Origin of the sequence: Brevibacterium epidermidis NBRC 14811 (genome assembly GCF_001570805.1) — a bacterium.
Taxonomy (GTDB): Bacteria; Actinomycetota; Actinomycetes; order Actinomycetales; family Brevibacteriaceae; genus Brevibacterium; species Brevibacterium epidermidis.
On sequence record NZ_BCSJ01000011.1, the window covers coordinates 330,815 to 342,827 of the forward strand.

The 12,013-nt window shown below is 65.1% G+C and carries 11 protein-coding genes; 6 read left to right on the forward strand and 5 right to left on the reverse strand.

The window, feature by feature from the left end:
• Positions 1 to 13 precede the first annotated feature (13 nt).
• From BEP01S_RS08710 to BEP01S_RS08725, 4 genes are all read right to left on the reverse strand, one after another.
• Positions 14 to 556: a YdeI/OmpD-associated family protein gene (locus BEP01S_RS08710; protein WP_039210787.1), complete on the reverse strand. Its 543-nt coding sequence runs from the start codon at positions 554 to 556 to the stop codon at positions 14 to 16.
• Between the two features lie 224 nt (positions 557 to 780).
• Entirely contained in the window at positions 781 to 2,295 is a 1,515-nt protein-coding gene (locus tag BEP01S_RS08715; protein ID WP_062242272.1) for a 3-hydroxyacyl-CoA dehydrogenase NAD-binding domain-containing protein, read from the reverse strand.
• Positions 2,292 to 3,203: a beta-keto acid cleavage family enzyme gene (locus tag BEP01S_RS08720; RefSeq protein ID WP_062242274.1), complete on the reverse strand. Its 912-nt coding sequence runs from the start codon at positions 3,201 to 3,203 to the stop codon at positions 2,292 to 2,294. The genes BEP01S_RS08715 and BEP01S_RS08720 overlap by 4 nt, the downstream gene beginning before the upstream one ends.
• Positions 3,200 to 4,171, reverse strand: a complete 972-nt coding sequence (locus BEP01S_RS08725) for a TetR family transcriptional regulator C-terminal domain-containing protein (protein WP_083532632.1) — start codon at positions 4,169 to 4,171, stop codon at positions 3,200 to 3,202. Before BEP01S_RS08725 ends, BEP01S_RS08720 begins: the two co-directional genes overlap by 4 nt.
• A 193-nt stretch (positions 4,172 to 4,364) precedes the next feature.
• On the opposite strand from BEP01S_RS08725, the gene BEP01S_RS08730 reads away from it, so the two are divergent.
• The gene (locus tag BEP01S_RS08730) at positions 4,365 to 5,738 is read left to right on the forward strand and encodes a pyridoxal phosphate-dependent decarboxylase family protein (protein WP_062242276.1); all 1,374 of its coding nucleotides are present in this window, start codon (positions 4,365 to 4,367) and stop codon (positions 5,736 to 5,738) included.
• Between the two features lie 59 nt (positions 5,739 to 5,797).
• Here the strand turns inward: BEP01S_RS08730 and yczE are convergent, their stop codons facing one another.
• The gene (gene yczE, locus BEP01S_RS08735) at positions 5,798 to 6,484 is read right to left on the reverse strand and encodes a membrane protein YczE (protein WP_373277906.1); all 687 of its coding nucleotides are present in this window, start codon (positions 6,482 to 6,484) and stop codon (positions 5,798 to 5,800) included.
• A 114-nt stretch (positions 6,485 to 6,598) separates the two neighbouring features.
• Between yczE and yczR the strand changes: the two genes are divergently transcribed.
• Genes yczR through BEP01S_RS08760 form a run of 5 tightly spaced genes read left to right on the forward strand, consistent with a single transcriptional unit; the run spans position 6,599 to position 11,966 of the window.
• On the forward strand, positions 6,599 to 8,089 hold the full coding sequence (gene yczR / locus BEP01S_RS08740) for a MocR-like transcription factor YczR (protein WP_241897274.1): 1,491 nt from the start codon (positions 6,599 to 6,601) through the stop codon (positions 8,087 to 8,089).
• A 41-nt stretch (positions 8,090 to 8,130) separates the two neighbouring features.
• The gene (locus tag BEP01S_RS08745; RefSeq protein ID WP_062242280.1) at positions 8,131 to 8,910 is read left to right on the forward strand and encodes a YggS family pyridoxal phosphate-dependent enzyme; all 780 of its coding nucleotides are present in this window, start codon (positions 8,131 to 8,133) and stop codon (positions 8,908 to 8,910) included.
• Positions 8,911 to 8,927: 17 nt separating this feature from the next.
• Positions 8,928 to 9,890 carry an arsenic resistance protein gene (locus BEP01S_RS08750; protein ID WP_062242282.1) on the forward strand — a complete coding sequence of 321 codons (963 nt, stop codon included), beginning with the start codon at positions 8,928 to 8,930 and terminating at the stop codon, positions 9,888 to 9,890.
• 32 nt (positions 9,891 to 9,922) lie between these two features.
• Positions 9,923 to 11,386 carry an AlkA N-terminal domain-containing protein gene (locus tag BEP01S_RS08755; RefSeq protein WP_062242284.1) on the forward strand — a complete coding sequence of 488 codons (1,464 nt, stop codon included), beginning with the start codon at positions 9,923 to 9,925 and terminating at the stop codon, positions 11,384 to 11,386.
• 1 nt (position 11,387) lies between these two features.
• Complete coding sequence (locus BEP01S_RS08760) at positions 11,388 to 11,966, forward strand: methylated-DNA--[protein]-cysteine S-methyltransferase (RefSeq protein ID WP_083532633.1); 579 nt, start codon at positions 11,388 to 11,390, stop codon at positions 11,964 to 11,966.
• Positions 11,967 to 12,013: the final 47 nt, after the last annotated feature.

Consider the following 12,013-nt stretch of genomic DNA (forward strand, 5'->3'; position numbering starts at 1 on the left):
GACGTGTGCCGGGTCAGGACAGGCCCAGGAGCTTTCCGCTCTTCGACAGCTCTGGGTCCGTGCATGAGGACAGGTCGAAGCAGCAGGGGCGACGTTTGCCGGATTCGAGCTTCGAGATCGCGACCTCGACTCGACGTGCACGCGTATCGGCGTTCTTCGTCGCCTTGATCCAGCGCACCCATTCCCAGCGCGCCATCGGCGTCAGGCCGGACCACACGTCGTCGAGGTCGCCAGCAGCATCGAGAGCCGTGCGGAGGTCCGAGGGAACCGTCACCTCCGGCCAGTTCTTCGTCGGAGTCAGGCCGACCTCGACCTCAGCTCCCTCTTTCGCCCCTAGCGCCTCCCACTGGTCGTCATCGAGACTGATCCAATGGCCGCGACGACCGTCGGGTTCGATGACAGTGCTGAATTCGGTGCCATCAAGAGTGCCGTTCACGGCGACCTGTCCACGGGAGGGCAGCTGATCGCTGGCATCCTGCGGCAGGCGCAGAATCGGGCGGGCGCCCAGCAGCTCGGCGTTCGCAGTGAACGTGATGTCGGCTGTTGTGGTGGTCATGGTGACTCCTCATGGAACGGATGTGGCAGCACGGATGCGCGCGTCGGGATACTCGGCTTCTATTGAAGCGATGGCTTTCAGAATAGCGGCCCGAGCCTGGGCTGACTTCTCGATTCCTGATGCGTTCGCCCACCGTGAGTGCGAAGCGGACCGGCAGCTGTCGTCACTGCCGGTCCGCTCAGGCCGCTGAAGTATCGGTTGTCTCCGCAACCGAGGGTGAAGGTTCAGCCGATCGAGCGACCGACCCAATCCGGACGCTGTGCGTCGATCTGAGCGATCCGTTCCGCCACGGTGTCCGGGAACGGTACGACTCGGTCCGAAGTCTGATCGACATGGAGGGCCATGATCTCCTCAGTAGACACGAGCCGATCCCCGACGTACATCTCATAGGCGAGATGCAGCTTCTTCTCCCCGGCACTGACAAGGTGAGGGACGACGGTGAGTCGGTCGCCCAGGGCCGCCTCGTCGAGGTAGCGGATATGGGATTCGACCGTATACAGGGACGCCTTCTCCGATTCTCGATAGGCGGCGTCGAGGCCGAGCTGGTCCATCACCTGATCGGTGGCGAAGCCGAAGACGAGGACGTAGAAGGCTTCGGACATGTGCCCGTTGTAGTCGATCCACTCGGGCACGACCTCGGTGGTGTAAGTACCCAGTGTCGAAGCCGAGGCGGTCGTCGACGTCGCAGCGCTGGACGAAGGAGCAGGTGCGGCAGCGGGGGATGCCGCAGACGCCGAAACGCCGTCTGCAGACTGACCGGCACCGGAGTCCGCCGAGGAGGTGGCCAACTGGTCGGTGAGCCGACGCAGTGCGATGATCCCGGCATCACGGTGGGCCACGAGGTCGGCGATGGAGCGTTCACCGGCTTCGATGTCGCAGCCGGCCACGACGTCATCGCGCAGCTGCTGGCTGAGCTCAGGGGCAGTCAGGCGCGTCCACGGGGACTTGAGCGAGGGACCGAAATGATCGAGCATATGCGCCATTCCGCCCTCGCCACCGGCGAGGTGGAAGGTGAGCATCGGTCCCTGAAACGGCCACCGCAGACCGGGACCGTCGGTGATCGAGCGGTCGATCTGCTCGACGGTGGCCTCACCCTGCTCGACCATGTACAGGGCCTCCCGCCACTGGGCCTCCTGCAGCCGGTTGGCGATGAAGCCGGGGACCTCACGGTCCATGCGGATGACGGATTTGCCGATATGGGTGAAGAAGTCTGCGGCCCAGTCGAAAGCGGCAGTTGATGTGGACTGACCGCCCACGACCTCGACCAAAGGGATGAGGTAGGGCGGGTTGAACGGATGGCCGACGACGAGTCGTTCGGGGTGGGCCGCCTCGGTGGCCATTTCGGTCATGCTGTAACCCGAGGTCGACGAGCTGATGACGATATTCGGTGGGCAGGCCTCGTCGATCTGGGCGAGGAGACCGCGCTTGAGCGCGAGATCTTCGGGAGCGGACTCCTGGACGAACCCGGTGCCGGCGACCGCCTCGGCGAGGTCAGTGTGGATCGACCACGCTATCCGATCGGCTCCGACGACCATGTCGAGTTCGGCCAGGGCCGGCCAGGCTGCGTCGAGGAGGCGCGAGAATTTCTCGCCGGCGTCCGGCGCCGGGTCCCAGATCCTCACCCGGTAGCCCTGAGCGAGGAAGTACGCGGCCCAGCCGCCGCCGATCGTTCCGGCGCCGACGCAGGTGATGGTGTCGATCGCATCGAAGTCGGGGAATGCAGAGGTGGAGTCGTTCACAGATCGCCTCCAGAGATGGTCGGGGTCTGCACGCGCAGATCGAGGATCTCGCGGGCCTCTTCGGGGGTGGCCACGGACGAGCCGAGGCTGGTGATGATCTCGACGGCACGAGCGGTGAGGTCCGCGTTCGTGGCCTTGACGCCCTTGGACATGTAGAGGTTGTCCTCGAGTCCGACGCGGGCGTGACCGCCGGCGAGCACGGAGTGGGCCACCCACGGCAGCTGGTTGGCGCCGATGGCAAACGACGTGAACTGTGCGCCCTTGGGCAGCATGTTCACCATCGCAGCCAGCAGGCCCGGATCGGCGGGCGCACCGTAGGGGATGCCCATGCACAGCTGGTACAGCGGCGGGGCGTCGATGAGCCCCTCTTCGACGAGGACATTGGCGAACCACAGATTGCCGGTATCGAAGATCTCCATCTCGGGACGCACACCCAGAGTCTGGATGCGCTTCGATCCTTCGCGGAGCATATCGGGGGTCGAGACGTAGAGGTTCGATCCCTCACCGAAGTTGAGGCTGCCGCAATCGATCGTGCAGATCTCGGGCAGCAGCTCCTCGACGTGGGGGAGTCGGTCCAGGGCGTTGATGAGGTCCGTGCCGGGCATCGTAGTCAGCGGATCCTGTGGGTCGATGATGAGGTCGCCGCCCATTCCGGCAGTGAGGTTGATGACCGGGTCGACGTCGGAGGCGCGGATGCGGCGGACGACCTCACGGTAGTAGGAGACCTCGCGTGAACCCTGTTTGGTCTCGAGGTCGCGGACGTGGATGTGGACGACCGATGCTCCGGCGCGGGCAGCTGCGATGGCATCGTTCGCGATCTCTTCGGGGCTGACGGGAACGTGCTCGCTCTTGCCGGTGGTGTCCCCGGCTCCCGTGACGGCACAGGTGAGGATGACCTTGCGGTTCATGATGACTCCTTCAGTCGATCGGTGGACGTATCGGTTGTGCGTTCTGTGGTGGTTGGTGCGGTGGTCGTGGTCGCAGCTGCCGCTGCCGGGTGCATGATGGCGCGGTCGAGGTAGGAGCGCAGACGCAGTGAGAGGGTCTCGGCATCCATCACTCCGGTGAGCACCTTGATGCCGAGGCCGTCGAGCAGAGAAGTGAGCTCATCGGCCATGGCCCGCGGGTCGCCGGCTTGGAAGCAGCCGGTCCGCTGACCATCCTCGATCGTCGTTTGGACGGTGCGCGACCAGCGTTCGTAGCTGCGCGGATAGTTCGACAATGTCGAGCCCTCGAGCGCCATTCGGGTCCAGGTCTGCAGCCAGATCGACCATTCGCCGCGTTCCGTGCGACCCAACGGTGACTGCAGCTTCAGCAGCCGTTCGAGGCGCTCTGCTGGGTTCGCGATGTCATCGAGCCACGCGATCTGACGGTCGAAGGCGAGCTTGACCGAATAGTCGAGGGCGGCATCGAAGAGTTCGGATTTGTTCGCGAAGTAGTAGTGGATGCTCGGCGCGGACACTCCCGAGGCGGCGGCGATATCGGCGATGCGCACGGAATCGAAGCCGTGTCGGCCGAACAGGGTCCAGGCCGCCTCCGCGATGCTGCGCTTGGGAGTCGCGTCCTCGTCGGTGTCTGCGACGTTCGCTGAGTTCGGCGGAGCCGCAGAGACCTGTGACTCGTCGCCGAGCAGCCAGCGCACTGTCACGCCGGTGACGGTGGCCACGCCGAGGAGCTCATCGGCCGTGAATCGGCGGCGACCGGACAGAGCCTTGGACAGTTTCGTCTCGTCGATTCCGATCGCTTCGGCGACCTTGCGCTGCTTGAGTCCCGAGCGCCGGATGGCTTCCCGGACGCGGAGTCCGGTGGCCTCGGAACTCGGGCCGTCCTCGCGATGGGAATGATCCCCGGTGTCGGACGTCTGCGCACCACTCATGAGGCCGAACCTACCTCAGCATCGAGACCGTTCGCAAGGAAATGTGAATAGAAGTCAGAACTTGCGATTTGCGGTCCCGAAAAGAAATCCGCGCCTATCCGCACCGTCCGACCCACCACAAATCGGTTCTATGACGTTAGTCTCGTTATCGGTGGGCGATCCCCATCACCATCGACCGCGCCGAGGAGCATCCATGACCGAGTCCCTTCACTCCCGCATGCACGTCGTCTCCGACGAGACGCGCAACCTCGTCAACCTCGTGCTCGAATACTCCCGTCGTCGCACCCTGGCTGAAGACACGCCGCTCGACCACCCGACCTCGGAAGCGGAGCTGCGCCGGTTGGCCGGCCCCACCGTCACTGAGGAGGGACTGGGATCCGCGCGGGCGCTGGCGATCTTCGAGCACATCTTCGCTCCCGCCTGCATTTCCACCGACCACCCGAAGTACCTGTCCTTCATCCCCAGCGCCCCGACGAAAGCCGCCGTCGCCTTCGACCTCGTCGTCTCCGCCAGCGCCCTCTACGGCGGATCGTGGCTCGAAGGCGCAGGAGTCGTCCACGCCGAGAACGAAGTCCTGCGGTGGCTGGCCGGGGAGTTCGGACTGCCCGCCGGGGCCGGGGGCGTCTTCGTCCAAGGCGGGACGATCGGCAATCTCTCAGCCCTCGTCGCCGCCCGCAACGCGAAGAAGGAGAAGCTCGGGGACGCTCGCCCCGGTCGGTGGGTCATCGTCTGCAGTGCCGAGGCTCACTCATCGGTCGCCTCAGCGGCTGAAGTCATGGACGTCGACATCGCACCCGTGGCCACCGGTGAGGACGGGATCCTGCGCCCCGACGGGGTACGCGAGGCTCTGGCCGAACACGGTGATGCCGTGATCGCGGTGGTGGCCACCTCGGGGACGACGAACTTCGGCACCATCGACGATATCGCGGGCATCGCAGCGCTGAAGGAGGAGTTCGACTTCTGGCTCCACATCGACGGGGCCTACGGTCTGGCGGCCATGCTCTCGCCGCAGGCCCGACACAAGTTCGCCGGCGTCGAGGCGGCCGACTCCCTCATCGTCGACCCGCACAAATGGCTCTTCGCCCCCTTCGATGCGTGCGCGCTCATCTACCGTGACCCGAGTCTGGGACGGCGAGCGCACACGCAGAAGGCCGAATACCTCGATACGCTCACCGATGCTCAGGATTGGAGCCCATCGGACTTCGCGATCCAGCTCACCCGGCGTCCGCGCGGTCTGCCGCTGTGGTATTCGCTGGCCAGCTACGGTGCCGAGACCTATCGGGAGGCGATCGGTCATTCGATCGACCTGGCGCGGGAGATCGCCACGGAGATCAAGCGGCGGGAGAACCTGCGGCTGGTGCGCGAACCTGAACTCTCCGTCGTCGTGTTCGAACGCGATGGGTGGGAGCGGGCTGACTACGATGCGTGGTCGGATCGGCTGCTCGAGGATCAGCGCGCCTTTGTGGTGCCGAGTTCGCACAAGGGTCGGCCGAACGCCAGGTTCGCCATCGTCAACCCGCTGACGACCTTCGACGATCTCACCGACATCCTCGACTCGATGGAGTGACGGTTGCGTCTGGGGTCGATCTCACCCTGAACTGAGCCTCATTTGGGGGACACGGTGCCTCATTCCTCGGGGGCATCCTCGGCGGCGTTGGTCGAGGTGGGGCGGGGACGGAGTTCGACGGTGAACGTCGGCAGCAGGAGTTGGGTGATCGGGCCGATGCCCAGTGCATAGAGGACCGTGCCGATGCCGACGACCCCGCCGAGCAGCCAGCCGACGGCGACGACGGTGACTTCGATGAGGGTCCGCACCAGTCGGATCGAGCGGCCGGTGACCCGGGAGATCCCAGTCATCAGACCGTCGCGGGGACCCGGTCCGAATTGGGAGCCGATGTACATCGCCGAGGCGACCCCGTTGAGGACGACGCCGGTGACCATGAGCACGATGTTCCAGCCGAGCTCCTCCGGTTGGGGCAGGAACAGGCGGGTGAGGTCGAGGGAGGGTCCGATGAGGAGGGCGTTGAGGATCGTGCCGATGCCGGGCTGCTGGCGCAGGGGGATCCAGATGAGGAGGACGAGGAACGCGAGGATGGTGATGATGGTGCCGAAGGACAGCGGCACATGGTTCTTGATGCCTGAGTGGAGGACGTCCCAGGGCATCATGCCCAGTCCCGCGTTGACCATCATGGCCATCGAGGCACCGAAGAGGTAGAGGCCGAGGAGCAGCTGGGGGAGGCGTATCCAGAGTCGTCCGCCGCGCAGCTGCGCGATGGGGCCGACATTGGCCAGCTGACGTTTCGGTGCTCTCATCGTGGTCATCCGGTGGCTTTCTGTGCTCTGAGGTAGTGGTCCTCTCATTCTGACCGAAATTGGTCTTGCGTGAAATAGCCACTTGCAGGAAAGTGGTCCTATGGAGGTCGGATCATGAGCACAGTGGCCCTCGGAGCGAAACGTCTGGCCAGTGTCATCGGGGACGGCCCGTGGAAGACACCGGCCTTCGAATCCCTGGCGGCGGCCGTGGCCGCAGCGATCACGGACGGACGTCTGCCGGTCGGTGCCAGACTGCCGAGCGAACGGGAGCTTGCCGTGGCCGTGGGCGTGTCCCGGACGACGACGGGCCGGGCCTATGCCCACCTGCGAGAACAGGAATTCATCGTCACCCGACGCGGTTCCGGCAGCATCGTCCAGCTGCCCAGTGTCCCCGGCGGCCGCATCGACCACCTGCTCTCACCATCCGGTGCCGATGAGACCGAGATCGACCTCACCTGCACAGCGCCCGTCGCAGCCCCTGAGATCCTCGACGCCTATGAACGCGCACTCTCGCGTCTGGGCGCCTACCTGCCCGGGACCGGCTACTATCCGTCCGGACTGCCGGTGCTGCGTGAACTCATCGCCGAGCGCTACACCAGTCGCGGTGCACCGACGGATCCCGACCAGATCCTCATCACCTCCGGTGCCTTCGGGGCGGCCGCCATCGCTGTGCGCGCGCTCCTCGACGTCGAACCGCATGAGGCCAGGAATCGCGGTGCGGCGCGGTCGACATCGCGGGTGCTCATCGAAAGCCCGACCTACCCGAATGCGATCGCCACCTTGGAAGGCGCCGGGGCCTCTCTGGTGACGTACCCACTCGAATTCGGTGCCAACGGCCATCATTGGGATGTCGACGCATTGGAGCAGCTGATCCGCCAGACCCGGCCGCGCAGCGCCTACCTCATCCCCGACTTCCACAATCCGACAGGCTCACTGCTGCCTGAGGACCAGCGCCCGCAGCTGGCCGATGCGCTCAGTCGGCACCGCGTGGTCCCTGTCTTCGACGAATCGCTCATCGACCTCGGGCTGGAGGAGGATTCGCCTCCGACGCCGATGGCGTCGCTCGTTCCCGATTCGGTGACGGTGGGCAGCGTGAGCAAGATCTGCTGGGGCGGACTGCGCATCGGCTGGATGCGCATTCCCCGGCACCGCGTCGATCACTTCGCCTCTTCCCGCCTCGGACTCGACCTTGGCGCCCCGGTCCTCGAACAGCTGGTGACTGTCGAACTCATGGGCAGCCACGAGGCCATCGTCGCAGAGGCGCGGTCCCGCCTGCGGGCTGCGCGGGACAGTCTGGCCGCGCAGGTCAGAGAGTGGCTGCCGGACTGGAAGCTCGTGATCCCACCAGGCGGTATGGCGTTGTGGGCCGAACTTCCCGAGGCACGGTCCGGGGTGCTCTCGATCGCTGCGAGGAACCACGGACTCGGTCTGGTCGCGGGGCCGAACTTCGCCCCGGCGGGCGGACTCGATCGGTGGATCCGCCTGCCGTATACGGTTCCGGATGCTGAACTCGACCAGGTCGGTCCGCGGCTGGCTGCTGCGTGGAACGATGCGAAGTCGATGGCCGGACGGGGACCGTTGGGGCGGGCTCGCATCGTCGCGTGAGCATGTCCTGCAGGAAATCTGCTGCTGAGTACGATGGCACTATGGCAGACAACAGCGGACTCAATCACGATGAACAGTATGCGACGGCGATGACCGTCGAGGACTTCCGGACCAATATCGCCGAGGTGGAGCGCCGTATCGCTGCCGCGGCGGAACGCTCCGGTCGGGACCGCGCCGAGATCGAACTGCTGCCCGTGAGCAAGACCGTGCCCGAAGAGCGCATCCGACTCGCCGCAGCCGCTGGGTGTGCGAAATTGGGAGAGAACAAGGTCCAAGAGGCTCACCGGAAATCTGAGGAGATGGCCGACCTCGACATCGACTGGGCGGTGATCGGTCACCTGCAGTCGAACAAAGCCAAGTTCGTGGCGCAGTTCGCCAGCGAATTCCAAGCCCTCGACCGGCTCAAGGTCGCCAGAGCACTCGACCGCAGGCTCGAAGCCGAAGGACGCAGCCTCGACGTGTATGTGCAGGTCAACACTTCGGCCGAGGACTCGAAGTTCGGAATGCCGCCGGAAGAGCTGCCTGCGTTCCTCAAAGAGGTCCAGGCCTTCGAGACGCTCAAGGTGCAGGGTCTGATGACCCTGGCGATCTTCTCCGCCGACATCGACCGCGTCCGGCCCTGTTTTCAGACGCTGCGCACACTGCGTGACCAGGTCCGCGACACCGATCCTGACCTGCTGGGCCCAGGGCGTCTGTCGATGGGCATGTCCGGTGACTTCGAAGTCGCCATCGAAGAGGGCGCGAACTGTGTGCGCGTCGGCCAGGCGATCTTCGGCAAGCGCTCCCTGCCGGATTCCTACTACTGGCCCGACGCTCACTGACTCTCAGGGGCCGATAAGTGCACAGTTCGACCCTGCAGGTGCTGGTGTGGTTCGCCGGAGCGGTGCTCGGGGGCATTCTCGGTGTTGGGATCACCGGCTTCGCCGGCCTCGCCGAAGCGGCACTGACCCCGTGCCTCATCGCACTGCTCTTCCTCACGTTCTTGGAGCTTCCGTTCGACTCGGGTCTGCGTGCTCTTCGTGATCGTCGTTTCCTCGCACTTGTGGCCGGGATGAACTTCGTCGTCGTTCCCGCGGTCGTCGCTGGTCTCATCGCGGTCTTCGACATTGCTGATCCGATCGTGCCCGCAGTGCTCATCGTTCTGCTGTGCCCGTGCATCGACTACGTCATCGCGTTCACCCGAGCCGCCGGAGGCGCCGCCGACCAGCTGCTGATGCTCACCCCGATGCTGATGATCGCTCAGCTGCTGTTGCTGCCGGTCCTGCTGTGGGCGATCACCGGTGGGCGAATGAGCATCGATCTGCCGATTCGACCCTTGGGCGAAGCGCTGCTGCTGTTCATCGTCATTCCGCTCATCGCCGCCGTCCTGGCTCGCACCCTAGCCCGCAGACAGCCCCGGGCGGGCCGCATCGTCGAATCAGCCGCACAGCTGATGGACCCGGTGATGGCTCTGACTCTGCTAGTCATCACTGCCTCGGTCATTCCGGTGATCGCTGATTCTGCTGGGCAATTGGGCACTGCGGCGTTAGCCTTCGCAGTCTTCGCAGGCGTGATGACGGCCGCCGGGTGGATCCTCACACGCGCGACGCAGATGGCTGCAGACCAATCCCGAGCGATGATCCTGTCCGGGGTGACGCGCAATTCACTCGTCATGCTTCCCCTCGTTCGGGCGATCACCGGAGAGGGGAGCGGCCCCGCCGCAGTCGTGACCCAGACCCTCGTGGAACTGATCGTCCTGCTCATCCTCGTCCGCATTCTGCCTCGGCTGGTTCCCGCGACTGCCGTGTCCGAAAACCGCTAGTATTCCTGCGCTTCACGGCGGAGAATGGGACTATGTTCACGTTCGACCAGTGCTATCAGGCAGTCACCTCGCGTGACCGCCGGTTCGATGGCATGTTCTTCACCGCGGTGCGCACCACCGGGATCTTCTGCCGTCCCTCGTGCCCGGCGAAGACACCGAAGCGGGAGAACGTCGACTTCTTCGTCACAGCAGCTGCGGCCGCCGATGCCGGATTCCGAGCCTGCCGGCGGTGCCGCCCGGACGCCAGCCCGAATTCCCCAGAGTGGGACACTCGAGGTGACATTGTGGCTCGGGCCGTAAGGCTCATCCGTGACGGTGCCGTCGACCGCGGGGGAGTCGAAACACTGGCCGCCGAACTCGGATACAGCACACGTCAGCTCGGACGCCTCATCCATGCCGAACTCGGCGCAGGGCCTTTGGCTTTGGCCCGCACTGAACGCGTTCGGACTGCCCGAACACTTATCGAAGTCACATCGATGCCGATGAGCGACATCGCCTTCGCCGCCGGATTCTCCAGCATCCGACAGTTCAACGACACTTTCCGCGAAATGTACTCGATCAGTCCCCGTCAGCTGCGCAGCCCCGGAACCGACCAACCCGTGGCCGATGAGCTCAACCTGAGACTGGCCTATCGTCCGCCGTTCGACTTCCCACATCTGCTCGAGTACTTCGCTGTCCGAGCCGTGCCCGGGATCGAAACGGTCGCGGACGGGGCGTACACCCGTTCGCTGCGACTGCCCCATGGCCCGGCAGTGATCACCGTGCGACAAGGAGCCGGGGATTTCGTCGATTGTCGCCTCCGCCTGGCCGATACCAGAGACCTCGGCAGCGCTGTAGCCCGGACTCGCCGAACCTTCGACCTCGATGCCGACCCCGCGGCGGTGGCAGAGACTCTGCGATCCGCAGGCTTGGCCCGCCTCGTCGACGACTGGCCCGGAATCCGTTCGCCAGGGCACAGCGACCCTGTCGAACTGGCCCTGCGCACCGTACTCGGGCAGCAGATTTCGTTGGCCGCGGCGAGTACTCACTTGGGGCGACTCGTAGCAGGAGCCGGAGAACCGCTGCCGCCGGAACTTGTAGTCAACGGCGTGGACAGACTGTTCCCCACCGCCGAGGCGATCGCTGCTGTCCCCGCATCGGACTGGGCTCTGCCAGAGAGCAGGATCCGCACAATTGCAGCTCTGTCGTCGGCTTTGGCAGATGGAAGCGTGGACTTGGGGGCTGGGGCCGACCGGAATGAAGCAAGCCGGAATCTGTTGGCACTGCCGGGGATCGGCCCCTGGAGCAACGGCTATATCCGGATGCGCGCACTTGGCGACCCCGATGTCTTCGTGGACTCCGACCTCGGCGTCAAGAAGGCGATCGCCGAACTCAATGAGACCTCAGATTTCATCGGGGACTGGAAAGAGCTCTCGAAGAACTGCAGCCCGTGGCGTTCGTACCTCACCCATCTGCTGTGGGCCCATCACTCCCGCCGTGTCGAAAGGACACCCTGATATGACGACCTCGACGAACACGTCGTCTCACACTGATCCGACAACGGAACCGAGCGGAACCATCGGACTGCCGGTCGCCTCGGCGCCGGTGTATTCGACCATCATCGACACGGAGATCGGACCGGTTCTCCTCACCTCGGACGGAACCCACCTCACCGGTCTCTACCTCGACGTTTCCGAGGCGATCGATGCGCGCCTGCACAAGACGTTCGGCGTCGATCCGACACCGGCCGACGACCTCGAGATCTTCGAGCGCACGAAGGCCCAGCTGGGGGAGTACTTCGCCGGTGAGCGCACCCGGTTCGATCTGCCGTTGGCGGCGAAGGGCACCGAATTCCAGCGGCAGGTGTGGGAGGCGCTGACCCACATCCCCTTTGGCGGCACCGCCGGCTACGGAGAACTCGCCGAAATGCTGGGCCGACCCGGCGCTGCGCGAGCAGTGGGCGCGGCGAACGGCAAGAATCCGATCAGCATCATCGTCCCCTGTCACCGTGTCATCGGCGCGGACGGCTCCATGACCGGCTACGCCTGGGGCGAGGCCAACAAGCGACACCTGCTCACCCTAGAAAACTCCCTCTAATTACTACCTGACGGCGGCCCAGCAACCTCGCGCGAGGTTGCTGGGCC

Excerpts from the sequence above, each read along its gene's own strand:
- yczR (WP_241897274.1), top strand. The coding sequence starts at position 6,599 with ATGAGCACAGTGGCCCTCGGAGCGAAACGTCTGGCCAGTGTCATCGGG.
- BEP01S_RS08710 (WP_039210787.1), bottom strand. The coding sequence starts at position 556 with ATGACCACCACAACAGCCGACATCACGTTCACTGCGAACGCCGAGCTG.
- yczE (WP_373277906.1), bottom strand. The coding sequence starts at position 6,484 with ATGAGAGCACCGAAACGTCAGCTGGCCAATGTCGGCCCCATCGCGCAG.
- BEP01S_RS08755 (WP_062242284.1), top strand. The coding sequence starts at position 9,923 with ATGTTCACGTTCGACCAGTGCTATCAGGCAGTCACCTCGCGTGACCGC.
- BEP01S_RS08760 (WP_083532633.1), top strand. The coding sequence starts at position 11,388 with ATGACGACCTCGACGAACACGTCGTCTCACACTGATCCGACAACGGAA.
- BEP01S_RS08730 (WP_062242276.1), top strand. The coding sequence starts at position 4,365 with ATGACCGAGTCCCTTCACTCCCGCATGCACGTCGTCTCCGACGAGACG.
- BEP01S_RS08720 (WP_062242274.1), bottom strand. The coding sequence starts at position 3,203 with ATGAACCGCAAGGTCATCCTCACCTGTGCCGTCACGGGAGCCGGGGAC.
- BEP01S_RS08745 (WP_062242280.1), top strand. The coding sequence starts at position 8,131 with ATGGCAGACAACAGCGGACTCAATCACGATGAACAGTATGCGACGGCG.
- BEP01S_RS08725 (WP_083532632.1), bottom strand. The coding sequence starts at position 4,171 with ATGAGTGGTGCGCAGACGTCCGACACCGGGGATCATTCCCATCGCGAG.